This is a genomic window from Aurantimicrobium sp. INA4 (assembly GCF_027924525.1).
Lineage (GTDB): Bacteria > Actinomycetota > Actinomycetes > Actinomycetales > Microbacteriaceae > Aurantimicrobium.
In genome coordinates this window covers 1,126,197-1,148,794 of sequence record NZ_AP027040.1, presented here as the reverse complement: position 1 = coordinate 1,148,794, position 22,598 = coordinate 1,126,197, and the positions used below count along the sequence as shown (strand labels likewise).

Genomic DNA, 22,598 nt, shown 5'->3' with positions numbered 1-22,598 from the left:
TGTGGTGAATGTGGAAGTTCACTAGCACGGACACAGAGTGTTCCCGTGGTGCAAACTCGTGAACCTGAGGCATCCATCCCGCCGGCAGAGTCTTTCATTCCTGCCGCAGAACCAGATTCGGTCACCACATCCACCAATATCGTGGAAAGAATTGACGGTAATGACCTGTCAGAACTTTTTGATGCGCCACCTGTAGCAGTTGTTGAACCGCCCCGTTTTGCCACCGAGGCTGAGCTGGCAACCGTGAGTTCTTTCACCATTACTTTGGCAACTGGTGAAAGTGTTGACATCACCCAGAGTGCACTGCTTGGGCGCATGCCCCAACCTGGTGAGGGTGAAGAATTTGAGCACCTCATTGTTGTGACTGATCCGGGCCGGTCCGTCTCAAAAACTCATCTAGAGTTTGGTGTTGAGGGTGCTGAACTGTGGATCAGCGACCGTAACAGTGGCAATGGTTCCATCATTCGTGAACCCGGTGTGGTGCCCCGGCGCGCACAGCCTGGAACTCGTTACACGGTCGTTCGTGGCACACGAGTGGATATTGGAGATCTCCACCTCACGATCACCTAGGGCGAGTTATCCCCACACGGGGGTGAATGGAACATCGAGCCAGTATGAATGTGGTGAAGTGCTCGAATGCGTTTCCCCATCTTTGCCCTCCTTGCACCCATCGTCACAAGTGTCATTCTCTGGTTGGTAACAGGCTCTGCCTACACCCTGTTATTTGCTTTGCTGGGCCCCATCATGGCGCTGGCCCAGTTTGCCGATGGCAAACTCCAGGCCAGGAAGTCGGAAAAACTCAAACAGGAAAACGACGACGAGGAAGAAATAACTCAGCGTGCTCGAGAGCTCGAGCAGCGCCAAGCTGAGCGTGATGAACTCATTTTGAAATATCCGGCAGCTAGCCATTGGGCTTTACCCACCAACAGTCTCAGACCTGCCTGGGCGGCTGCAGCACAGCCAGAGGGAAACCAGCGCCTGATTCGGATTGGGCTTGCGCTTCGTGAGGGAAAACCAGTCTTGGTTGATGCGCATTCGGGGATTGCTGTGTGTGGCGATGAGGTCGAGGCGCGCTCAACCTTGCGGGCAATGGGTTTCCAGCTGTTGTGGACATGGGGGCTCTCTGAAGCATCCAAGATGGGGTGGGGCGTTGGTGAAGAGCCGGAACTTGTGCAGTACACAAGCTCGAATCGCCAGCCTGCAGACATACTGATTCATCGCGTGGATACAGCTGAGGTGTTGCCCAGTGGCGTTCGATACCTCCTCACCATTAACCGAGGTAGAGCCGTCCTTCGTGATCTGGTGGACCCACTTGTTCGTGATGTGGAGCTTCAAGCTGATTTGCTCACCCGAGCAGAGTCCAACCGAATCATCACACTGCTGAATGCCGAGAGTGAGGCAGCTCAGGCTCGACTTACTCCGGTATCAACAATTCCGAATTCAGTTTCTGCCGTCATCAATACGTCATCAGAATGGGAGCATGCTCGGGATTCTTTGCTGGTGTGTGTGGGCAGGAAACATGACCATCCGCTGATACTGGATCTCGTTCAGGCAGGGCCTCACGCCGTTATTGCAGGAATGACGGGCTCTGGCAAAACAGAGTTCTTGCTGTCATGGGTACTCACCCTTGCCTCGATGTATTCGCCACAGCGGCTTTCTCTTCTCCTCATTGATTACAAAGGGGGTGCAGGTTTTTCTCGTGTGAAAGACCTACCGCACGTCGCTGGAGTTCTCACTGACCTCAGTCCGCAACAAACCCGTCGAGCAATCTCTTCACTACAGGCAGAGATTCGTTACCGGGAGCACGTCCTCGCCGAGGCGGGTGTTGTAGATATCTCAGAATTACCCAAAGAGGTGGAGCTTGCTCGCTTGCTCATTGTGGTGGACGAGTATCGAGTGCTCGCGGAATCTTTCGCCGAGTGTGCAGCTTTGTTTGTAGATGTGGCAGCGAGAGGGCGTTCCCTCGGATTACATCTCATCCTCTCAAGCCAGCGAACCGGTGGAGTCATCACCGATGCCATATTGGCAAACTGTTCGCTCAGGGTTAGTTTCCGTGTTTCTGACAAGGCAGATTCTCATGCGCTACTCGGTGATGAGGATGCCTACCATCTGCCACACATTCCAGGTCGCGCCCTTATCCAAGGAACTGGGGTCCCGCGCATTGATTTTCAGGCAGCCAGAACCACTGATGAAGACCTCCATGCAGTCTTGAAAAAGTCTCAACGCTGGCTTGATGAGAACCCTTTATGGGAACAGCATGTGCCGTGGAAGCCAGAGCTTCCCCGAGAGATTGCATTCTCTGAGATGCCGGCACTGCTTGAAAACTCTGCCTGGCTGGGGATACTCGATATTCCAGAACATCAAGCTCAGGATTGGACCCCGTACATCCCGCATCAAGACGGCAACCTTCTCATTTCTGGTCCTGCACGTTCAGGGGTGAGCTGCGCAGTGGCTTCACTACACTCCCAATTAGGTGGCTTGTTACTGCGAGATAGCGAGATTGCGTGGGACGCTGTCGTCGAGGAGTCAGAGTCCCTCCTTCGAGAAGGATCAAAGGTCTTCATTGAAGATCTTGATCATCTCCTCGAAAGTTTCGGCCTGGAACATCGTGAGCAGTTTCTTGCTTCACTGATGAAATGTGTTCGGTTAGCGCCCCAACGCAACGCAGTTTTCGTTATCGGGAGTAAAGAAAACCCACACGGCACTCACGCGCTCGTGGATTTGTTTCCGATGCGACTACAGCTCCTCAGGGCATCTGAGCCAGGTCGTGGCCTCTGGCGGGGCCATCAGATTCAGCTCGTCCACGGCAGTAACCTCCAGCCTGAGTCAGGTCAGTGGGGAGAAATAATCTGTGAAGAAGATTGTTCCTATGCGGTGATTACTCACCGCAAAACTTCCCTCATGAGTAGTTTGACAAAGGCATATGGGGATCGGGTGGGTGCGCTGAAATCGGCGTTGACCGTCTCTCCTCCTGCGAACTCTCCGATAGTCATTGGCACCCCGGATGAATGGATGCTCAACCACGCTCAACTAACCGAAATGAGAGAAGCAGGACTTCTCATTCTTGACGGATGTTCACCAAGCGAGATACGCGGATTACGTCTGAAATCAGGCCTATTTCCCCATACCGAGAACGACACAGCCCTCGTGGTTGAACCTGATGGCTCCACCACGAGGGCTGTGTTGAGAACTTAGGCGAAGATAGCGTCCAAGTCGCTGTATTCCATGCCTACAGCAGTTGCTACAGGAGCGTTGGTGACAGCACCAGCGTGGGTGTTGAGACCTAGGCGGAGTGAGAGGTCTGCCTTGAGTGCTGCGTGCCATCCGTTGTTTGCAATGGAGCGCAGGTAAGGCAGGGTTGCGTTTGTCAATGCGTAGGTGGAGGTGTTGGGCACCGCACCAGGCATGTTGGCTACGCAGTAGAACAGAGAGTTGTGCACCTGGAAGGTGGGCTCTGCGTGAGTGGTTGGGTGGGTGTCTGCGAAGCAACCACCCTGGTCAACAGCGATGTCAACGAGAACGCTGCCTGGCTTCATGCGCTTGACCAAGTCGTTGCTGACAAGCTTGGGTGCCTTGGCGCCGGGGATGAGGACAGAACCAATGACCATGTCAGCTTCAAGACAGGCCTTCTCGATTTCGAAGGAGTTCGAAGCGATGGTCTTGATGCGACCGTCATACAGTGCGTCGAGCTCGCGCAGGCGGAAGAGGTTGGTGTCCAAAACAGTTACTTCTGCGCCCATACCTGCAGCAACCTGAACAGCGTTGGTACCAGCAACACCGCCACCAAGAACTACAACCTTTGCAGGGTGGGTTCCAGGAACGCCGGGAACCAGGAGGCCAGGACCGCCGTTGGGCTTGAGCATGACGTTCGCGCCGAGGATCGGAGCAAGACGACCAGCAACCTCACTCATCGGAGCAAGCAGGGGAAGCTGGCGGGTGGGAAGCTGAACGGTTTCATATGCAATTGCGGTGACTTTGGAGTCAACCAGTGCCTTGGTGAGCTCTGGCTCAGCAGCAAGGTGGAGGTAGGTGAAAAGTACGAGTCCCTCACGGAAGTACTTGTATTCGCTGGCAATGGGTTCTTTAACCTTGAGCAGAACGTCTGCTGCTGCCCAAACTTCCTCAGCAGTTGCAACAATCTTTGCGCCAGCTGCTTTGTATGCCTCATCGGTGATCGAGGAGCCGACACCAGCTCCAGACTGAACGAGGACTTCGTGTCCGTTACCAACAAGTTCGTGAACGCCTGCGGGGGTAATTGCAACGCGGAACTCGTTGTTCTTGATTTCGGTTGGTACTGCGACCTTCATGGGATCTCCTGAATCGAGCTCACCCCTCGTTGGGTGAGTACTCAACTACTTTATCTTTTCCAATGACGAAATCGAAAGTATTTTTATGAAAATCATACGGATTTCGTAATTTCATTGGTTGAAACCGATGGTTTCCACGTCGTGGCAAACAAAACGCTCTGTGGCGATGTACGCCGAACGAAAAGGAGCAATTACTCAATTCGACCAGCGCGCTCAGTGCTGATAATGTTGTCTTTCGGTTCGGAACACAATTTCGAACCAACTGCACCTCTAGCTCAATTGGCAGAGCAACTGACTCTTAATCAGTGGGTTCCGGGTTCAAGTCCCGGGGGGTGCACAAACATTCAGACCACCTCTCGCCAGGTGGTCTTTGTGTTTGTTGGGTATTAATCCCTTGTTTTAGAACTTATTTATATTGTGCGCTTTCTGGCACGGCACGAAAACTCGGATAATTCAGGCCAATAGGCTCATAGTCATCGTTACAAACGACATCAAAATGGCCAAGGTTAAACATGGGAATGCATAAAACCAAACGAAAGCTCATTGACACTGTCATAGAGCTTATGAATGGCAATCCCTCCGCAGACGTCACCATTCATCAGGTTCTCGAAGCTTCTAACATCACAAGCGGCTCTCTGTATTACCATTTTTCAGATTTCGAGGATCTCATTGATCACGCCTTGGTCGATATGTACGGGCAATTTGCAGAGGATGTCAGCACCAGACTGCGTTTAGCACTAGGGGTTTCTGATTCTGCTGCAGAGATGAATGCCAATCTCAGTCCAACCATCGATGCCCGCCATATGCCAAACCTCGCAGCTATGCGTTCTGCAAGAACCTGGATTGCTGCACAGGCGACACTTCGACCTAGCTTGGGAGCCAAATTAGCGCCCGAACAGCAGAGGGTCACTCAAGAAATCGCGGACATCGTTGCTGAGGCTCAAGAAAAGGGCATCGCACAGAAGGTCCTAGATCCCTACGTTGTCGCAGTGTTCATCCAGTCTTATGCTCTGGGTCGTATCGTTGATGATCTCGCTGGTGGGCAAATGGATGGTGAGAGTTGGACCAAATTTATCAAGCACATGGTTTCCACATCACTGCTTGACATAAAAAAGCAATAACACTACAAACTTCTTTCTGCATTTTGCTTGGTCGATTTTTGATCAATCAACGCGCCTAGAACAATTATTTATTGACGCAACTATCGTGGTAACTTGAAACCGTAAATAAAATTTCTATTTATTTTTCCAAGTTTCAAAGGTCTTTTCGCGATGACAATCCGCCACAAATTAGTCGCAGTGCTGGCAGCGCTCTTTTCTCTCATGCTGGCTTTTGGTACTTCTCTATCTGCCTCTGCAGCACCTGTCGTTGTTACAAGCATTCCCACAGGACAGTTTTCTCTGACTGTTGCCATGTCTGGAGATGGGAATCGGGTATACAGCGCAACCTATCTGGGTAGCCTCAGCATTGTAGACACTGGAAACAATCAGATTCTCAGCACAACCTCTCTGGCAGGGTTTACCAATCTTTTTGTACTTCAGGCACACCCAAGTTCAGACCTTGTTTATGCGCTCAACAGTAAAGTTTCCGGCAGTGAAGTTGTTGTAATCGATGTTTCTGGCGCAACACCAACGATCACTTCTCGAATTACCGTCGGCGCTAATTCAAAATCGATGGCAATTTCTCCTGATGGGACTCGTTTGTACGTTGGAAACAACGGAAGTACTGACAACTCTGTGAGTATTGTCAACACCACCACTAACACTCTTGTAGCCACACTAGCTGCGCCGAACGCGCCCACTACTGCTGGGGCACGTCTTGATGCTCCATGGGGAATTGTTGTCTCGCCCGACGGTTCCAAGGTTTACGTCAGTTACTATGACGACGATAACTCAGCAACTACTTTGCCTGGTTTAGCGCGCATTGATACTGCAACAAACACCTTTGACATCGTGAAGGAATTTGCAGACACAGTTCACCCAAGGGGATTAGCAGTAACCTCAAACGGGCAGTCACTTTATATGGCTAACTTTGGTACCGGAACAAATGGTCAACAGTGGATTGAACAGTTCCAGACTTCGAATCTTTCCTCTCTTGCTCAGACACAAACTCTGACTCAATCAAGCGCTGTGCTGAAATATCCAACAGAAATTGCTCTTTCCGCAGACGATTCAACCTTGTTTGTTTCCTTTGCGACGGCCAGTGGAACTACAGGTGCAGTAAATGTGTACCCCACTGCAAACATGGCAAGCCCCACCACGCTTCAGGTCACTGGAGCAGGAAATGTGGCCTACTACATTGCCCCGGGCCGTGCATTGTCCTCACACTTTGCTTATGTGGGAAGTGGGATGAACCTCTTCCTCATTGGGGAATACATTTCTCTCCAGCGACAGACTCTTTCAGCTAGCACCGAAACTACGGTTACAAGCTCAGCGCTTACAGCATCTGGGTTTAGTGGAACTGTAACCTATTCAATTTCCCCAGCGCTTCCTGCGGGCTTCACGTTCAACACCTCCACTGGTGTCATCACCGGTAGTGCAAGTACCGCATTTGGGCCATCGTCATTCACAATTTCCGGAACAGATGGAACTACAACCGCTGTTGCAACAGTTAGCCTCACTGTTACTGCACCCGGTGGCAATGGCGGCGGTTCATCAAACCAGCTCGCAAACACTGGGAGCAAGTCACAACTTCCGGTTGCGTTGATTGGTTTGATGTTCCTGTTCTCTGGAGTAGCTGTGTACAGCGGATCGATAGCTATCCAGCGCCGTAACTCGAACTAACTCCTTCTCGATTAAAAATCAAGATGGGAACAGTTTTGTCATACTCACCTCTTAGAACCTTTATTGCGGCACTCGCCGTTGCAGTAGTTGCTGCATTCATCCCAGTCGCCTCTGCAAACGCAGCAGATATGGGGACAACGTGGAACAACGCGACGCTTCCAAATGGTGCGGCAGGTCTGGACTCAATCGCTTTCGGAAATGGCGTATTTGTGGGAGTCAACACTCAAGGTGACGTCCTTCGATCAACAGATGGCAAAACTTGGAGTTCTGTGCAGCAATCCAACGTTGTGTGGAGTTCAGCTGCCTTTGGCGGCGGAGTTTTTGTCATCCTTGGTGAAGACGGAAGCGGGCCAGTATTCAAGCGGTCTACCGACAACGGAGTCACTTTCTCAAATGCAAACTCGAGTGGTTTAAGTTCGAGCGGATACACAGGGCTTAGCTTTGGTCAAAATACTTTCATTGCGATGGATACACAGAGTGGTTGCTTTGTAGCGGTATCGACTGATTCAGGTCAGACCTGGAATGACGGTGGTTCAAGTGACAGCTGTGACGAATACCAAAGCTCTGTATTTGGCAACGGCGTCTGGGTCAGCGCTTCGACTAGTCCAAGTGTTGAGTTCAACAATGACCCAGTGGGCTCCGGTTGGAATTCAGTTCAGTTTGCCAATGGCGACCCCACTCCTCAATCAGGTGAGGTACTTTCTGAGCTATCTTTCAATGGCACTGAGTTTATGTTTTTGATCCATGGGTTGAACGGAAGCGTGTATAAATACACCTCCACAGATGGAGAAAACTGGTCAGCTCGCACTCTAACGAACGGCCTACCCTCCTCTGAATACTCAGGTTTGGCCTGGGATGGCGCCGCTTGGCTTGCAGGTGCTGGCGGAAGCGGCACCGGAATCTACCGTTCTTCTGACGGAGTGGCATGGACACGTGTTGATGCCAACAACACTCAGTGGTACTCCTTTGCTGCAGGTAGCGGAATTGTTGTTTCAGGAGGTCAACCTCAGGTTTCAACCGGTGCACAAGGATTGAACTCGACCATCGCTGTTGGCTGGAGTGCAGACACGCCTGCCCCATCTCCTTCCCCAACACCATCACCATCACCTTCTGAGCTGCCAAAAACGGGAATTTCTTCAGGGAATGTTCTCCAGTCACTATTTATTGGCGGACTGCTGGTCGCATTGGGAGCGCTGCTGGTTCGCAGAGTAAAAACTCAGCGCAAGTAACTATTGCTAATTCACTTGTGGCCACCCTTTTGGGGTGGCCACAAGTTTTGTTGATTTAAATTTCTTGGACTAGGGGAGCACTATCTGAGCTTGTGAACTCACAGTGCTGCCACTGAAATTGTTGGCCAACATGAGATTTGAAATTTGTGAACCCAATTGCTGAGCAATTCTGTCCTGTTCATTAGTTGTGTTTTGCTCGCCCTTGTACCCGGCAGTTGCAAAAGCTGTATCGGCATCTGCTTTGGTCACAAAAAGCTGTGTAGTGAGTACTTCTGAACCCTTTTCCCAAATTTTGACGTGGATGTGCACAGTTCGTCCCGGATACCATCCAGGAAAAATCGTCTGGAATGTGACCTGACCTTGATCGTTGGTTGTTTGAGTGCCACGAAGGAAGGTCTTATCGCCACAATCAGCACAACCTTCCTTGGGGTCTGTTACCCCTGAATACTGACCTTGAGCATTGGCGTGCCAGATATCTACACGTGCATTGGGAACTGGCTGGCAATTCGTATCGACGACGGTCAATGTCAACGTCATTGGAAGTCCAGCTTGTCCTTCTGTGATGTCAGATCGAACGAAGTCACCAGCCTTGTAATAGGGGCCTTCTGTGACAGATGGAGATGCTGAGACACTTCCTTCACAGTTCACAGTGTTGCCGGAGGTATCAACCGTTGTGGTTGATTTAGTGGAGGCCGAGACAGCAATGGTTGCAGGGCTTGTGTCCAGTGATGCCGTTGTTGAGCATCCTGCCAAGGCGAGGACAGTCAGGAGTGAACCGGTAGTTGCGAGGGTAATTTTCTTCATGGTGTCCACGCTAAGAAGATTTCCTATGTCTGGGCTATGAAAATCTGATGGGTAAATTATGAGTTTTCCCAATTCCGGATTCAAACAGCAACTAAGGTGTTTTATAACGAGGATTTGTCTTGTGCACTTACTAGAACCTCAAAGGATAGGTGTCTTCACGTGCTGAAAATCACTAGAAATTCAATCTCAGTAGCTGCAATTTGTGCGACCATCGTGATGACTTTCACCGCTACGCCCAGCGTTGCTGCACCCGCACAACCTTGTTCGGTTCAAGTAATCAACTCGGGGTCATTGACTTGCACTCTCGATGCTGGGCAGACCATCTCTTTTGTGATGAAAGCTGGAAATGGTGGAGCCGGTGGAAATGGCGGGGTCGGTGGTAACGGCTCTGGGGCGATGGGTGGAATTGGTGGTCAAGGCGGGACCGGAGGTGTTGGTGGATCAGGAGCCAAGTCTGATTTCACCTACACGAATAATTCTGGTTCTGTTCAGTCTTTGAGATTCGTTGTTGGAACTAGTGGCTCAACTGGCGTAAACGGCACCAATGGTGCTCCAGGTGTTGCTGGTACTAGCGGAACTTCTGGTGGTGACGGCTTATCTTCTGTGTTGAGCATTAGCTCGGTCACGATCTACGAAGTCTTGCCCGGCCTTGGCGGAACAGGTGGAACTGGAGGTGCTCCAGGCGGTCCTGAAATGAACATGGGATTCACTGTACCTGGCGCGCCTGGCATCCCCGGAGTCAACGGCATTGCTGGCTCCAACGGTACTGGCGGAACATTGACTACGACTTGGCTGGAAGCCGCTTTCATTTCAATCACTGCTATCAATAGCCCACAGCCAAATGCTTCAGCGACGTCTACACCAGCCATAGAAAACAATTCTGGTTTAGCAACCACGGGAGCTGATTCAGCTCCGGAAATATTCTTATTCGCCACTGGAGGTCTTGGCCTCATTGGAATTGGAATTTTGTTGGTTCGAAAAAAACTAAGCGGCACCAACACCTAGTAGTGAACCAACTAGATACGTTGCAGTAACTGCTATCGCTCCAAAGAAGAGTTGGCGCACAGCACTCTTCCACCAAGACTTTCGGGTAAACCGAGCAGCGATACCTCCCGCGACCAGAAGACCCACGCCACCTGTTGCGAGACCAAGCCACAATGATTCAAAACCAAGGGCGTAAGGAATCAAAGGAATAAATGCCCCGGCTGCAAACATCGCGAAGGAAGACATCGCTGCAATCCACGGAGAAGGTTTGGAGTCGGGATCAACACCCAGCTCTTGCGTGATGTGAATGCGCGCAGCTTGTTCGGAGTTTTGGTGAACCTCTGAAGCAGCGAACTGCGCTGTCTTCTCTGTCATACCCATTTCGATGAAGTTGAGCACCAACTCGTTTTCTTCACCTTGCGGGTTGCGGGCGTGAGCTTGACGCTCAATTTCTAACTCTGAATCGACCTGTTCATTCGAAGTCTTGACCGAGGCATATTCACCCAAAGCCATCGAGAACGCACCGGCAACTAGACCAGCAGCGCCGGTGAGGACAACTGTTTGAGGGCTTGCTCCTGCGGCGCCGATACCCGCAATGAGGGCAATGTTGGAGACAAGTCCGTCCATGGCGCCGAATACTGAGGCACGCAGCCATCCACCTGAGAGATCAGGGTGAGAGTGATCGTACTCGTGGGGGTCAGCACCCTTAAGGGGAGTCGAAATCATGGTTAGAAGTCGTAAGGCTCGTTCTCGAGCTCGTCCTGCTGGCTTTCCTTCACCACATCAGCGACGGCTAGGGCTACAGAAATTCCCCATCCCAGCCAGACAAGAATCAAACGCCAGTCGCGAGGGCCACGCAATGTGGCACGCAGTGCCGTAAAGCCGCCGAAGAGGGCACCGAGCACGCTGGCATTGAATAAAAACTTGCGCATGTCTCAAGGTTACCGGTTCGTCGGCACGCCCGCGCCTTTCAGCTGTTTTCCCGGGTGCCCCACCTAGGCTCAATACGTCATGATTCGTTTTAATTCGGTCACCAAGAAATACGCAGGTTCTTCTCGTCCTGCCCTCAACGGGGTTGATTTCGAGATTCAGCGTGGCGAGTTTGTCTTCCTCGTTGGTGCCTCAGGTTCAGGTAAGTCTTCCTGCCTGCGTTTGATGATTAAAGAAGACAAGCCCAATGCAGGATCCATCCACGTTCTCGGTCAGGACCTTGGGTCGATTTCTAGTCGCAAGGTTCCCTATTTCCGCCGTAACTTGGGCGTGGTTTTTCAGGACTTCCGTCTGCTTCCAAACAAGACAGTTTTTGACAACGTCGCATTCACCTTGCAGGTGATTGGTAAGTCTCGAGGTTTCATTCAAGAGGCTGTTCCCGACGTGCTTAAAATGGTTGGTCTCGCCGGTAAAGCTCAGCGTTACCCCCACGAACTTTCTGGTGGTGAGCAGCAGCGCGTAGCGATTGCGCGCGCCATTGTGAACAAACCTGCACTCCTTCTAGCTGATGAGCCCACAGGTAACCTTGACCCTGCCACCAGCGCAGGAATTATGGCTCTGCTGGAGCGCATTAATGCTGGTGGAACCACCATTGTGATGGCGACGCACGCAGCAGACTTCGTTGACCGCATGCAAAAGCGTGTGATTGAACTTGTTGCAGGTCAGATTGTTCGTGATGAGCGTGAATCTGGCTATGGAAACACGGCAGCCCTGCCCATTGTGGGCGCTGACGCCACCATCAACTCCACTGGTGACCACACTGCTGCTGCCGCAGCTGCGATGGCGGCAACGACGCGTCCTCAAGGCATCATTACTGAGTCGCAACAGCCTCACATTATTGAGACAACTGACATTGTTGTTCCCACTCCAGTGTTTGATCCGGTCGATGAAATCACCATGGATGCTGTTCCTGAGATCCCTAGCGCCTATGACACTGGTGAGATTGATGACTTGGGTGATTTGAACGAACTCTTTGGCATGAATGATTCGCGCCCTGTTCCTCGTCTTGACCCTCCTGCCTTTGCCGATACTCCGGCAACGGAGCAAACAGAATCACTGACGAAGCCTGGCCTTGATATCAACGCTTTGCCGCTGACGGAGCGTTTGCGTATTCAAGCGCAACAACGTGCGAAGAAATCTGGCAATGATGACCAGAATGTGGGGCCTGTTCGATGAGGTTTGCACTGGTCTGGGCAGAGGTTGCTAATGGTCTCCGCCGGAACTTCTCCATGGTTGTTTCGGTTATTTTGGTGACATTTATTTCGTTGACCTTTGTTGGTACGGCAATCCTGCTGCAGATGCAGATTGGCCAGATGAAGAACTATTGGTACGACAAAGCACAGGTTGCCGTATACCTCTGTACTGATGTCTCAGCCGGTGAAAACTGTATTGATGGCGCAGCAACCGAAGCTGAAGTCAAAGCAGTGGAAGAAACACTCTCTTCAGAAACGTTGTCCCCATTTATTGACAAGTACTACTTCGAAGATCACGAACAGGCTTACGCAAACTTCCAGGAACAGTTTAAAGACAACCCTGTTGCTGAATATGTCACCCCGGAACAGCTCAATGAGACTTTTTGGGTAAACCTCAAAGACCCCTCGCAATCTGCAGTCCTTGTTGAGGCCTTGTCAGCACAAAAGGGAGTAGAAGCTGTCACAGATCAACGCAGTTACCTGGATCAGATTTTCTCCATTCTTAATTCTGCGAGCTACACCGCCATTGGTGTTGCTGGATTGATGCTGATCGCTGCTGTGCTCCTGATCGCAACAACTATTCGTCTTTCTGCCTTCTCGCGGCGTCGTGAACTAGGCATTATGCGTTTAGTGGGTGCCTCTAACCGTTTCATTCAAACCCCGTTCATTTTGGAAGGTGTGTTTGCTGCGTTGGTGGGGTCGATTATGGCCGGTGGCGCGATTATTGCCCTCGTGCATTTCTTCGTGCAGGGATACCTGGCAGTCAACATCCCACTAACCTCCTTTGTGGGACTGAGCGAGGCATTCTTCGTCGTTCCGATCTTGGTCGTCGTGGGATCACTCCTTGCAGCGATCTCAGCTAACTTCGCTATCACCCGATACCTCAAGATTTAGACCCAGCATGGGGCGCGTAAACTAGGACTTTGGGCATGAAGCTTGAAGGAGGTGTGCAATGCCGAAAGAAAAAGGTCAAAAGGTTGTTGCCACCAACCGTAAGGCTCGCCACGATTACAACATCATTGACACTTATGAATGCGGCTTGGTGTTGTGGGGGACAGAAGTAAAGTCTCTGCGCCAAGGCCGAGCATCGCTGACAGATGGTTACGCCTTTATTGAAAATGGCGAAGCTTGGCTTGATGCCGTTCACATCCCGGAATATCACCAGGGAACCTGGAACAACCACACACCGAGGCGTAAGCGTAAGCTCCTGTTGCACAAGCAGGAGATCACCAAGCTCGCAAGCAAAGTGAAGGAGGGTGGTTATACCCTCATTCCCTTATCGCTCTATTTCAACGATGGTCGGGCAAAAGTTGAACTTGCCCTAGCTAAGGGTAAAAAGGAATACGACAAGCGCCAGACCCTGCGTGAACGCCAAGACAAGCGCGAAGCAGACAGAGCTATCTCTGCTCGCAAACACTTGGGCGAGTAAAACTCACAGCTCACGGGAATAATTATTGTCAGGTGCGCGTTGTACACTTCAACTGCGCGATAAATACTCGCCAGAGCGAGCTTGACTCGTTTTCACAACTCAACAGCGCATGATGTGACAACGCACTCTCATGGGGATGATCGGATTCGACATTGCCTGCGAGCGAGAGAGAAGCGGGTCGAGGATGCACAGTTATCTCGTAAACGCTCTGTGCAAAATATAGGTGCCAAATCTAAGCGCGCCGACTTCGCCCTCGCTGCTTAAGCGAGCCTGAAGTCCGTCAGACCGGACTAGATCCCGATCCGTGTTCTGGCGTCATCTAGGGAACTAGCTGCAGTGTTATGCCTGAGGGCACTGTGGGACTCTTACTCAGACTGGGCTCGTCGACTTAGATGCTGGTAACAAAGGTCGGAGCCAAGTAGAACGCCTCTAATCAGCTACACCCGTAGAAGACTCACAATCCCAGCAGTGGACGGGGGTTCAATTCCCCCCATCTCCACCACTTGTGAATGTCACATCATGCGCTGTGAGTAGTGAGGAAGCCCTGCACTGCAGGGCTTTTTCTGTTTCAATAGGGCTATGTCTTCACCGCAGGTTGTTCAGTGCACGCTAGAAGAACACGGTGAGGCCATTCGTGAGGTTCTCAATGATGCAATTGTGAACTCAACTGCCCTGTTCGATTATGAACCGCGCACACAGGCAAACATGGTTGCCTGGTTTGAGGCGAAAAGGGTAGGAAACTATCCCGTCATCGGTTTGATCAACGACGAGGGTGTACTGATGGGCTTTGGCAGTTTGGGAAGCTTCCGGCCGTTCCCCGCCAATAAATACACTGTGGAACACTCGGTGTACGTTCACAAAGACTTCCGAGGACAGGGCCTCGGTAAACATCTCTTGCAGCTGCTCATTGATGCCGCGACAAAGCTGGAATTCCACGTCATGCTCGGAGGCATTGACGCTTCGAACACGGCTAGCATTCACCTGCACACCCAACTAGGGTTTGTGCACGTGGGAACCCTTCCTGAAGTGGGATACAAGTTTGGTCGTTGGTTAGATTTGGCGTTTTATCAGCTCACGCTTCCCACGCCAGGCAACCCCAGCGATAGCTAGCCGTTATAGCGCCCTTCACGGTGGTTCAGCGCGAGGATGAAGTTGAACACAAATGCTCCCACAGCCGAGTAGAGCACAATCACAGGCGAGGCGACAAAGAAGGCACCTGCCACAATGGCTAGATCAATGACCAACTGAACATACCCTGCACGCCAACCATATTGCTCCTGAGCGATGAGGGCCACAACGTTGAAGCCGCCCAAAGATGAGCGGTGGCGGAATAGTCCCAACACACCAATACTGGCCACCACATTGCCAACAACTGCACCGAATAGCGGATCAATATCCAGGGGGCCTAAGTTCATTGCTGTGAGTTGTGTAAACAGTGAAACTAAGACAATTGCGACGAGACTGCGCAACGTGAAGTTCCATCCCTTTTTCCAGACAGCTAAGGGAAGAAAAGGGATGCTGGCTAAAATCCACACCACGCTAAACGACAGGGGTGTGGCATAGCTGATGAGTAGGGCCAGACCCGCGATACCACCGGTAACAACGTGGCCGCTGTCCATGAGGAATACCCCGACGGAGGCGAGGAGGGCGGAAGCAGAAATGCCGACAATATCGTCTAAAAGTGAGTGACTCTGGGCATTTGTGGTGCGGGAGTCATCAACAGATGTGTTGTGCACACGTCAATTTCAACACAGCGTTTTTGCTCTTACTATTCGCTCACTTCAGGAAGTATCTGAAGGACCAGATTGTCACTGGTTACTTTCGCTGCAGAACTTCAATCTGACCAAACTTCTTCACCGGTTCGTAGTTTTCGGTGATGTAGTTCGCCACAGGTTCGTTCGTGAAATACAGGTCTGTGGAGCGGTCGTTGAGAACAATGTAGGGAGGCTGATTTTCTTCCAGCTCTGCGAGGAAAATGTCGTTGAAGCCGAACCCAAAGTTGTCGCGGTAATCAAGCAACAGGTGGCTTGCTGAAATGAACCTGCTGGCGGATTGGCGGCCAGCTAGTTCGTAGAAAGTGGCACCGTAGTCGTAGGCAAAGACTTTGTCACCTGGCTGCGTATGCTCATGTACATACTGAGCTGCCTCGGTGTATTCAATGGCTTCCTGCTTGGTCACACCGGTGTAGTTGTTGACCAAGAAACGCAAAGAAATCAGGCCATTGACCACAATCGTGCCAATGAATATCAGGGTCAGAAGGACTTTGGTGACCTTCTTGAACGAGGTCATTCGGAATAATCCGTACATCATCACGATGGTGATGAAGGGCATGATGATGAGGAGGTAGTAGCTATAGAACGAGCCGACCGCTGCAATCAAAGCCAGGCCGACCAGCATAGACAACCCGGTGACTTGGTATGCCTGTGTTCGGTACTGGGTTTTCACATCGCGTAGGAACACTGCAAAGAAAATCAGCGCAGGCACCAGCATTGCTGCGGTAATCACAATCAACAGAATGTTGGCACTGACTTTTCCAGCCCAGGCACTTGAAGCATATTTCGCTGAGAAGGAGAAGGACGCCACCATGAAGTCTTGGAAGGTTCCCTGGGCAGCAAAGTATCCCAGCCAGAGAGCTGACACGATGAAGATTGGCGCGATAAAGGCAATCACATGCCACACCAGGTGTGGTTTCTTCCAACCATGAATGAGGAGAAGTAGCCCAACTACTCCGCCAAGCAAGATGAGGTTGCCTTTGACCCAGAACAGGTTCGCGGCAAAGAAACCGGCGAGCGCAATCCAACCCCAGGAGCGGTTTTCTGAGAACTTGAGGTAACACAGGATCATGGCCAGAAGGAAAATTAGGCCGAGGTTTTCGGTGGTGTTTCCATTCGAGGCAAACTGTGACAGGTTGCGAATGAAGACATAGAGCAACAGGGTGAGCTGGATAGCACGTTGGGGGTCAACGGTGGAGCGAATAGTTGCCAGTAGCTGTGGCATAAAGCGTTTGGTGACGAAGTAGAACAGCACCGTGTCCACGATGGCAAAGAGGGTAAACCAAATGCGGTGCAGAACGATGTTGTCACCCAATAGGGCAGCCATGACGCCGTTGTAGAGGAAAATCAGAGGTGGTTTGTGATCCCACGCATCAACATAAAGTTGCCCACCGTCAACAATCCAGTTGTGTCCGACGTAGTAGAAAATCCAGTGGTCACTATCGAAGGGGTAGCCCCAGGTAGCCAGGCGCCCTAAGGCAAAAACCATGATGAGTGTGATCCAAAAACGCAGGGGAGAGCGCGTGAAGAACTCAACAAACTTAGATGTTGTCCAGTTGGCGGTTGAGGTGCTCACGAGGTCCTTACATTCTTAGGGGAGCTGGCGCTAACGCTGAGGTTTTCTAAAGACAAGCGAATCATAGAGAAGGTAATTCCAGACCATCGAAACGACGGTGGCAATCAATTTGGCTACCACAATGCTCGCTTCACGAGAGAGCATGCCTTCCAATGCGGGTACAGCCAGAACCAACACGATGGGTTGCAAAACCCACAACCCCACCAAGGTCACGAGTAGGAAGCGCACGGCCTGGGACCGCTTTTTGCCTGTGGAACCGAAGGTGAAGCTTCGGTTGGCGAAGAAGCTAAAAGTGAGGGCAACGCTGGTGGAGATAAAGTTGGCCACCACCAGTGGCAAACCAACCGCAGTCAAGCTGAGGAGAACGATGAAATCAATTGCCGTGTTGGCAATGCCAACGAGAATAAACCTCAGCGGTTTTGTGGACTTCTTCACTTTTTACGCGAACCGCGAGCAGGCTCAGTGTTCAGGTTGTTCTCTCCCACTAGGTAGGTGGGACGGTTCTTGGTTTCGTTGAAAATCTTGCCAATGTATTCGCCAATAATTCCCAAAGACATCAGTTGAACACCACCTAAGAACAGGATTGTCGCCATAGTCGAGGGATAACCGGAAACATCAGGGCCGTAGATGATGTTTTTGATGATCACTTGCAGCAAGTAAATAAATGCAATCAGGGAGACCAAGAATCCGAGCACGCCTGCCACACGCAAAGGAGTGGTCGTGAAGGAGGTAAGCCCATCGATAGCTAGGTTGAATAAACGGAAGTAGTTGAACTTAGTTTTTCCCGCAGCCCGTGGAGCGCGGTCGTATTCGATGGCGTATTTGCGGAAACCAATCCAGGAGAACAGCGCTTTGGTGTTCCGTTCAGTTTCCCTAAATTGCTTGAGAGCATCGATGCACGCTCGGTCCAGCAGACGGAAGTCACCAGTATCGGGCTGGATCTCAATCCTCGTCGTTGTTTGAAGTAGACGGTAGTACATCCTTGAGGTGACCTTTTTCAGCCACGTCTCTCCACGACGGTTGATGCGCTTGGCATAGACGTCTTGGTAGCCCTGTTTCCAGAGCGCAATCATTTCGGGGATGAGTTCAGGGGGATCCTGCAGGTCGGCATCGATAACGATCACGGCATCAGAGTCGACATGGTCAAATCCTGCCAGCAGAGCCTTTTCCTTGCCGAAGTTTCTACTCAAAGCGAGATAGCGAACACGGGAATCCTGGGAAGCGTAGTTTTTCACGATGCTGACGGAGGCATCTTTGGATCCGTCATCAACAAAAAGGTAGACAAAATCACAGTCTGTGATGCCGCCAGTTACCCTGTTGAGCTCATCGAAAAGAAGTGGAAGAACCAGTTCCTCGTTGTACATGGGAACCAGGATGGTGACAACTGGTTTCTTCTTCGGAGGCATAAGCCAAGGTTACCGGAGGTCACCTTCTTCGCTCGTGAAGCCCGGGGCCTCATTTCGCTAAAAATACGCCGGTGTGGGGCTACATCCCACGGCATCCCAAGTGGTACTTTGGGCGTAGTTGAGCGTATAAAAACGTGTGCGCTCGTTACGAAAGGGACCCACCTCATGGGATACAACCGCCTCAAGGCATTCGAAGAAACTGGTTATGTCGTTCTCGACAGCTACGACCAGGCCGCTGACCCGAAGGAATGGCTCGACATTGAGTATGTCGACTGGAGGTCTTCGGGCGTTACTCGTTTCGCTCCACTGGCTTCTGCCTTTGGTGAGATTGAGTGCAATGGTTTCTGGAACCACACCCCTCCCCGCACCGATAAAGACGGTGTGTGGATTGATTCCCAGGTAGAGAAGGCACCTATCCTCACCAAGCGTGCACAGGAGCCCGGAGCTAACGTCGGCCGTTGCCGTGTGATTGAGCTTCAGCCCAACAAGTACTCTGACGCCTTGTACAACATGCACCAGGACGACAACAACCGTCTCAACCCAGACGGAACCGGCTGGATTGTTCGTGGATTCTTCAACCTCTCTGACAACCCAGACTCGATGATGATTTTGCGCGAAGACCGTTTGGACCCTTCGACCGAGATTCGTATTCCTCTTCCTGCAGGTGCCCAGCTGATTGTAGACACTCAGCGCTTCTGGCATGCCGTGTGGCACCAGGGTGACGAGCCACGTTACTGCCTGATCACCTCATGGGAATCTGGTCCAGAACTTGACGCTTACGTCTCCAAGTACCACGGTAAGCCTCGTGTTGAGAACTACCCACTTGATGCGGACTTCATTGCTGCGGGCCAGAAGGAGTTCGAACGTCGTCTCGAAGAGCGCCGTTTGGCACTTCTTGCCCAGGGCATTGTCGAAGAAGGCGTGAAAGACCCTGAAGCGGAGAAGATGTAATTCTTCGCTCGTAACATTAGTGAGCCCCCGAGCATTGCTCGGGGGCTCACCTGTTGAGAAAAGGTTTTTTACTGCGGTAGCGCAGCTTCGATGGCCGCGATGATGGCAGGATCATCTGGTTTAGTGGTGGGGCGGAAGCGCTTTATCTCGCCAGAAGGAAGAACAAGGAATTTTTCAAAGTTCCACATCACAGGACCTGCTTTGCCAGATGCGTCCTTGGCTTTGACAAGTTCAACATAAAGCGGATGGCGTTTGCGCCCGTTGACACTGACCTTCTCCGTCATGGGGAAGGTCACACCCCACGTGGTGGAGCAGTACTCAGCTATGTCATCACTCGTCTTGAGCTCTTGCAAAAACTGGTTAGAAGGCACTCCCAGTACGGTGAAACCGCGAGAACCATATTTCTCTTGAAGTTCCTCAAGCTGCTGGTATTGGGGTGAAAGTCCACATCGGGAAGCAACGTTCACCACCAAGACAACTTTGTCGGAATAAGCTCCGAACGTTGTGGGTTTTCCATCAAGAGTGGTCAAGGCTATGTCGTTGAGGCTCATATTTACAGGCTAGCTCTGTGTGAACAGTGAAACAATGGAGAAACTATGACTCACAGTATGCCCTCAGAGAACTTGCCGATAATTCACGACGGCATTATCGACCCACCCCATGATGTTGAGGTGCTCTCTGCTGATGAGTTCAAGCTTGCTTTCCGCAACCACCCAGCTGGTGTAGCTATCGTCACCGCTGATGCGGGCAACGGACCTGTGGCAATGACGGTCACCAGTGTGTTTTCCGTCAGTGCAGAACCACCCCTGCTGGTCTTCTCCGCCTCAGCGCAATCTTCTGCAACACCAACCATCACCGAAGCAAAGACTGTCGTTATTCATCTCTTAGGTGCTGGCCAACTCCACCTGGCCAAACTCGCCGCAACCAGTGGGGCCAATCGCTTCCCAGAAAACATTCCGTTGGAGAAGCTTCCTACCGGTGAAACCGTCTATTCCGAAGCTCACGCGTGGATTCGAGGCCGGACAGTGAACAAACTCAAAGCAGGAAATTCCACCGTGTTCTTGATTGAAGCGCTTGAAGCGAAAACGCCTGAGGGAGGAAGTGCAGAACTGGACGCCAGCTCTGCTCACCCTCTGGTGTACCACAACCGCACCTGGCACAAACTCGACAGCAATTCGAAGCTTGAGGCATGAGTCGGTTTAGCGAAAGTATCCGTTCGCATCTGCTGGAGACCTTCTCCGGGGATACGCAGGGCACACCCTATTGGGTGAAGAACATCGAAGATGGCGACGATGTCGGTTTCTTTGGCCCAGGATCAGCATCGTGGGCAGTGCACGGTGGCATGCCAACCATGGTTGCCGGTATTCGGGCCTTGCTTATGCAAACACTGCACCCGGGCGCCATGGCTGGAGTTCACGACTGGTCACGCTACAAAGAAGACCCCTTGGGGCGTCTGGCAGGGACAATTCAGTGGCTCATCACGGTCACCTTTGGCGACACTCAGCTCGCTGAACACGAATCTTCCCGGGTGGCTAAGTTCCACGATCGCGTGAAAGGCACTTACATCGACGCTCAAGGTGTCGAGCGCACATACTCCGCAGGTGATCCAGAGCTGTTGTATTGGGTGCATGTGGTCTTTACGGACGCCTTCTTGGGCTGTCACCAAGCCTGGGGAGACCCTATCCCGGGTGGTGCTGACCAGTATGTTTCTGAATGGTCCATCGCAGGAGAGCTCGTTGGCGTAGCAAATCCACCGCGCTCGGAGAAAGAACTTATTGCTGCATTGCACAAGTTCAACACCGATGGTGTGCTCAAGCATGACGAACGCGTTGAGGAAACAATTGCTTTCTTGCGTAAGCCACCATTACGTCGCAGCATGATGCCTTTTTATCGCATCATGTTTGCTGGGGCAGTGGAAAGCATCCCCGACGAATACCGTCAGATTTTAGGCCTGAAGAAACCCTGGTGGCCAGCATCCTGGCTCACCGGAGTCATTTTGAAAATGCTGAGATCGTTATTGGGACCCTCCTCAACCTCAGAGGATGCAGCTCGTACCCGAATTGCCCGTTTGGAAGCTGAAGGAAAACTAGCGAGCTAGCTCAGCAAGCACGGCAGCGTGAAGAGCACCATTGGTAGCTAAAGCACTCCCGTGCCAGACATCCGCGTGGCCATCGATAGAGGTGAAAGTCCCACCTGCTTCAGTCACAATCGGCATCAAAGCAGCCATGTCATACGGCTTGAGATCAAACTCTCCCGCTACATCCAAGATGCCCTCGGCAACCATCATGTAAGACCACATGTCACCGTAGGCGCGAGTACGCCACACTTTCCGGCTGAGCCCAACGAGCTCATCCAGGTAGCCTGCCTGGTCCCATTGCTGCAACGAGTTGTAGCTGATGCTGGCATCAGCGAGCTTAGATACTCCCGAAACTTCGAGACGGCGAGGTTCTGCCACGGCAACCATAGGTTGCTCGAGAACATTGGCGAGATCATCGGGGAGGGGAATGTTTGCCAGAGGGTCGTGAGATTCATCAACCCACGCACCATTACCCTTTGAGCCCCACCAACGTTTGCCCAAAGCAGGTGCACTCACCACGCCCAGCACAGGTTCGCCATCGATGGCAAGGGCAATCAGAGTTGCCCAGACAGGAACACCGCGCAAGAAGTTCGACGTCCCGTCAATAGGGTCAATGATCCACTGGCGGTGAGGATGATCTGCCGTTGCAGTGGGGTGTTCAGAAACGGTTCCTTCTTGTTCACCAAACTCTTCACCCAGCATGTAGTCCGAGCCGCGCTCGCGAGCAAGAATGTCGATAATGGCTTTTTCCACAGCGCGATCTGCATCAGTGACAGGAGTCTTATCTGGCTTCGTCGTCACCTCGAGATCGAGGGCGAGATAGCGTGCGCGAGAAATCTCATCAGCGGCATCAGCTAGTTGCAAGGCGAGCTGGAGGTCTTCATTGAGGGTGTAGTGGCTTCTGGTCACGCTTCCACGATACCCGGCTTCAAAAATAAGAATGCCCTTCCAAACCGGAAGGGCATTCTCTTTTTGTTGCGGGGACAGGATTTGAACCTGCGACCTCTGGGTTATGAGCCCAGCGAGCTACCGAGCTGCTCCACCCCGCGTCGGTTGTTCAACTTTACCACGGTCCGGAAGGTCCACAGACCACGGCC

The 22,598-nt window shown here is 51.8% G+C and carries 23 protein-coding genes, 2 tRNA genes and 1 other RNA gene; 15 read left to right on the top strand and 11 right to left on the bottom strand.

Annotation, left to right across the window (positions count from 1 at the left end; translation table 11 throughout):
• Positions 1–45: 45 nt before the first annotated feature.
• Both AINA4_RS05660 and AINA4_RS05655 read left to right on the top strand, forming a co-directional pair.
• Positions 46–570: a hypothetical protein gene (locus AINA4_RS05660; RefSeq protein ID WP_281786508.1), complete on the top strand. Its 525-nt coding sequence runs from the start codon at positions 46–48 to the stop codon at positions 568–570.
• A gap of 66 nt (positions 571–636) precedes the next feature.
• The gene (locus AINA4_RS05655) at positions 637–3,195 is read left to right on the top strand and encodes an FtsK/SpoIIIE domain-containing protein (protein ID WP_281786507.1); all 2,559 of its coding nucleotides are present in this window, start codon (positions 637–639) and stop codon (positions 3,193–3,195) included.
• Here AINA4_RS05655 and ald read toward each other — a convergent pair.
• Positions 3,192–4,307, bottom strand: coding sequence for an alanine dehydrogenase (gene ald, locus AINA4_RS05650; RefSeq protein ID WP_096380437.1), 1,116 nt, complete (start codon positions 4,305–4,307; stop codon positions 3,192–3,194). The genes AINA4_RS05655 and ald overlap by 4 nt on opposite strands.
• A 264-nt stretch (positions 4,308–4,571) precedes the next feature.
• Between ald and AINA4_RS05645 the strand changes: the two genes are divergently transcribed.
• The 4 genes from AINA4_RS05645 (at position 4,572) to AINA4_RS05630 (ending at position 8,319) form a co-directional block, all read left to right on the top strand.
• Positions 4,572–4,644 (top strand) — tRNA-Lys (locus tag AINA4_RS05645).
• 175 nt (positions 4,645–4,819) lie between these two features.
• Entirely contained in the window at positions 4,820–5,428 is a 609-nt protein-coding gene (locus AINA4_RS05640; protein ID WP_281786506.1) for a TetR/AcrR family transcriptional regulator, read from the top strand.
• Between the two features lie 150 nt (positions 5,429–5,578).
• Entirely contained in the window at positions 5,579–7,090 is a 1,512-nt protein-coding gene (locus tag AINA4_RS05635) for a putative Ig domain-containing protein (protein ID WP_281786505.1), read from the top strand.
• 35 nt (positions 7,091–7,125) lie between these two features.
• Positions 7,126–8,319: an LPXTG cell wall anchor domain-containing protein gene (locus AINA4_RS05630; protein ID WP_281786504.1), complete on the top strand. Its 1,194-nt coding sequence runs from the start codon at positions 7,126–7,128 to the stop codon at positions 8,317–8,319.
• A 69-nt stretch (positions 8,320–8,388) separates the two neighbouring features.
• Here AINA4_RS05630 and AINA4_RS05625 read toward each other — a convergent pair whose 3' ends face one another.
• On the bottom strand, positions 8,389–9,123 hold the full coding sequence (locus AINA4_RS05625; RefSeq protein ID WP_281786503.1) for an intradiol ring-cleavage dioxygenase: 735 nt from the start codon (positions 9,121–9,123) through the stop codon (positions 8,389–8,391).
• 159 nt (positions 9,124–9,282) lie between these two features.
• Here AINA4_RS05625 and AINA4_RS05620 point away from each other — a divergent pair, with 159 nt between their 5' ends.
• Positions 9,283–10,128, top strand: coding sequence for a hypothetical protein (locus AINA4_RS05620; RefSeq protein WP_281786502.1), 846 nt, complete (start codon positions 9,283–9,285; stop codon positions 10,126–10,128).
• Here AINA4_RS05620 and AINA4_RS05615 read toward each other — a convergent pair.
• The gene (locus tag AINA4_RS05615; RefSeq protein WP_281786501.1) at positions 10,108–10,833 is read right to left on the bottom strand and encodes a VIT1/CCC1 transporter family protein; all 726 of its coding nucleotides are present in this window, start codon (positions 10,831–10,833) and stop codon (positions 10,108–10,110) included. The two genes, AINA4_RS05620 and AINA4_RS05615, sit on opposite strands and share 21 nt — an antisense overlap.
• Positions 10,834–10,835: 2 nt before the next feature.
• The gene (locus AINA4_RS05610; protein WP_096380449.1) at positions 10,836–11,039 is read right to left on the bottom strand and encodes a hypothetical protein; all 204 of its coding nucleotides are present in this window, start codon (positions 11,037–11,039) and stop codon (positions 10,836–10,838) included.
• A gap of 79 nt (positions 11,040–11,118) precedes the next feature.
• On the opposite strand from AINA4_RS05610, the gene ftsE reads away from it, so the two are divergent.
• The 5 genes from ftsE (at position 11,119) to AINA4_RS05585 (ending at position 14,829) form a co-directional block, all read left to right on the top strand.
• Positions 11,119–12,273, top strand: coding sequence for a cell division ATP-binding protein FtsE (ftsE, locus tag AINA4_RS05605; RefSeq protein ID WP_281786500.1), 1,155 nt, complete (start codon positions 11,119–11,121; stop codon positions 12,271–12,273).
• Positions 12,270–13,184 (top strand): permease-like cell division protein FtsX, encoded by a 915-nt coding sequence (ftsX, locus tag AINA4_RS05600; protein WP_281786499.1) that lies wholly within the window; start codon positions 12,270–12,272, stop codon positions 13,182–13,184. The genes ftsE and ftsX overlap by 4 nt, the downstream gene beginning before the upstream one ends.
• Before the next feature lie 58 nt (positions 13,185–13,242).
• Complete coding sequence (smpB, locus tag AINA4_RS05595; RefSeq protein WP_281786498.1) at positions 13,243–13,719, top strand: SsrA-binding protein SmpB; 477 nt, start codon at positions 13,243–13,245, stop codon at positions 13,717–13,719.
• Positions 13,720–13,851: 132 nt separating this feature from the next.
• Positions 13,852–14,221, top strand: a transfer-messenger RNA (tmRNA) gene (gene ssrA / locus AINA4_RS05590).
• A gap of 77 nt (positions 14,222–14,298) precedes the next feature.
• The gene (locus AINA4_RS05585; protein ID WP_281786497.1) at positions 14,299–14,829 is read left to right on the top strand and encodes a GNAT family N-acetyltransferase; all 531 of its coding nucleotides are present in this window, start codon (positions 14,299–14,301) and stop codon (positions 14,827–14,829) included.
• Here AINA4_RS05585 and AINA4_RS05580 read toward each other — a convergent pair.
• The 4 genes from AINA4_RS05580 to AINA4_RS05565 form a co-directional block, all read right to left on the bottom strand.
• Positions 14,826–15,455, bottom strand: coding sequence for a YitT family protein (locus AINA4_RS05580; protein ID WP_096380459.1), 630 nt, complete (start codon positions 15,453–15,455; stop codon positions 14,826–14,828). The genes AINA4_RS05585 and AINA4_RS05580 overlap by 4 nt on opposite strands.
• Before the next feature lie 79 nt (positions 15,456–15,534).
• Entirely contained in the window at positions 15,535–17,067 is a 1,533-nt protein-coding gene (locus tag AINA4_RS05575; protein WP_281786496.1) for a glycosyltransferase family 39 protein, read from the bottom strand.
• Positions 17,068–17,097: 30 nt separating this feature from the next.
• Complete coding sequence (locus tag AINA4_RS05570; RefSeq protein WP_281786495.1) at positions 17,098–17,502, bottom strand: GtrA family protein; 405 nt, start codon at positions 17,500–17,502, stop codon at positions 17,098–17,100.
• Positions 17,499–18,473, bottom strand: coding sequence for a glycosyltransferase family 2 protein (locus AINA4_RS05565; RefSeq protein WP_281786494.1), 975 nt, complete (start codon positions 18,471–18,473; stop codon positions 17,499–17,501). Before AINA4_RS05565 ends, AINA4_RS05570 begins: the two co-directional genes overlap by 4 nt.
• A gap of 165 nt (positions 18,474–18,638) precedes the next feature.
• Between AINA4_RS05565 and AINA4_RS05560 the strand changes: the two genes are divergently transcribed.
• Positions 18,639–19,424: a hypothetical protein gene (locus tag AINA4_RS05560; RefSeq protein ID WP_281786493.1), complete on the top strand. Its 786-nt coding sequence runs from the start codon at positions 18,639–18,641 to the stop codon at positions 19,422–19,424.
• Between the two features lie 68 nt (positions 19,425–19,492).
• Here the strand turns inward: AINA4_RS05560 and AINA4_RS05555 are convergent, their stop codons facing one another.
• Complete coding sequence (locus AINA4_RS05555; RefSeq protein WP_096380471.1) at positions 19,493–19,975, bottom strand: glutathione peroxidase; 483 nt, start codon at positions 19,973–19,975, stop codon at positions 19,493–19,495.
• Positions 19,976–20,032: 57 nt separating this feature from the next.
• Between AINA4_RS05555 and AINA4_RS05550 the strand changes: the two genes are divergently transcribed.
• The gene (locus tag AINA4_RS05550; protein ID WP_281786492.1) at positions 20,033–20,617 is read left to right on the top strand and encodes a flavin reductase family protein; all 585 of its coding nucleotides are present in this window, start codon (positions 20,033–20,035) and stop codon (positions 20,615–20,617) included.
• Positions 20,614–21,522: an oxygenase MpaB family protein gene (locus AINA4_RS05545; protein ID WP_281786491.1), complete on the top strand. Its 909-nt coding sequence runs from the start codon at positions 20,614–20,616 to the stop codon at positions 21,520–21,522. Before AINA4_RS05550 ends, AINA4_RS05545 begins: the two co-directional genes overlap by 4 nt.
• Here the strand turns inward: AINA4_RS05545 and AINA4_RS05540 are convergent.
• Together AINA4_RS05540 and AINA4_RS05535 are read right to left on the bottom strand one after the other, a co-directional pair.
• On the bottom strand, positions 21,511–22,410 hold the full coding sequence (locus AINA4_RS05540) for an inositol monophosphatase family protein (RefSeq protein ID WP_281786490.1): 900 nt from the start codon (positions 22,408–22,410) through the stop codon (positions 21,511–21,513). The genes AINA4_RS05545 and AINA4_RS05540 overlap by 12 nt on opposite strands.
• A gap of 66 nt (positions 22,411–22,476) precedes the next feature.
• Positions 22,477–22,550: transfer RNA gene (locus tag AINA4_RS05535), tRNA-Met, on the bottom strand.
• Between the last annotated feature and the right edge of the window lie 48 nt (positions 22,551–22,598).

Excerpts from the sequence above, each read along its gene's own strand:
- AINA4_RS05585 (WP_281786497.1), top strand. The coding sequence starts at position 14,299 with ATGTCTTCACCGCAGGTTGTTCAGTGCACGCTAGAAGAACACGGTGAG.
- AINA4_RS05640 (WP_281786506.1), top strand. The coding sequence starts at position 4,820 with ATGGGAATGCATAAAACCAAACGAAAGCTCATTGACACTGTCATAGAG.
- AINA4_RS05555 (WP_096380471.1), bottom strand. The coding sequence starts at position 19,975 with ATGAGCCTCAACGACATAGCCTTGACCACTCTTGATGGAAAACCCACA.
- ftsE (WP_281786500.1), top strand. The coding sequence starts at position 11,119 with ATGATTCGTTTTAATTCGGTCACCAAGAAATACGCAGGTTCTTCTCGT.
- AINA4_RS05615 (WP_281786501.1), bottom strand. The coding sequence starts at position 10,833 with ATGATTTCGACTCCCCTTAAGGGTGCTGACCCCCACGAGTACGATCAC.
- AINA4_RS05610 (WP_096380449.1), bottom strand. The coding sequence starts at position 11,039 with ATGCGCAAGTTTTTATTCAATGCCAGCGTGCTCGGTGCCCTCTTCGGC.
- ftsX (WP_281786499.1), top strand. The coding sequence starts at position 12,270 with ATGAGGTTTGCACTGGTCTGGGCAGAGGTTGCTAATGGTCTCCGCCGG.
- ald (WP_096380437.1), bottom strand. The coding sequence starts at position 4,307 with ATGAAGGTCGCAGTACCAACCGAAATCAAGAACAACGAGTTCCGCGTT.
- AINA4_RS05625 (WP_281786503.1), bottom strand. The coding sequence starts at position 9,123 with ATGAAGAAAATTACCCTCGCAACTACCGGTTCACTCCTGACTGTCCTC.
- AINA4_RS05655 (WP_281786507.1), top strand. The coding sequence starts at position 637 with ATGCGTTTCCCCATCTTTGCCCTCCTTGCACCCATCGTCACAAGTGTC.
- AINA4_RS05565 (WP_281786494.1), bottom strand. The coding sequence starts at position 18,473 with ATGCCTCCGAAGAAGAAACCAGTTGTCACCATCCTGGTTCCCATGTAC.
- AINA4_RS05635 (WP_281786505.1), top strand. The coding sequence starts at position 5,579 with ATGACAATCCGCCACAAATTAGTCGCAGTGCTGGCAGCGCTCTTTTCT.
- AINA4_RS05560 (WP_281786493.1), top strand. The coding sequence starts at position 18,639 with ATGGGATACAACCGCCTCAAGGCATTCGAAGAAACTGGTTATGTCGTT.
- smpB (WP_281786498.1), top strand. The coding sequence starts at position 13,243 with ATGCCGAAAGAAAAAGGTCAAAAGGTTGTTGCCACCAACCGTAAGGCT.
- AINA4_RS05550 (WP_281786492.1), top strand. The coding sequence starts at position 20,033 with ATGCCCTCAGAGAACTTGCCGATAATTCACGACGGCATTATCGACCCA.
- AINA4_RS05545 (WP_281786491.1), top strand. The coding sequence starts at position 20,614 with ATGAGTCGGTTTAGCGAAAGTATCCGTTCGCATCTGCTGGAGACCTTC.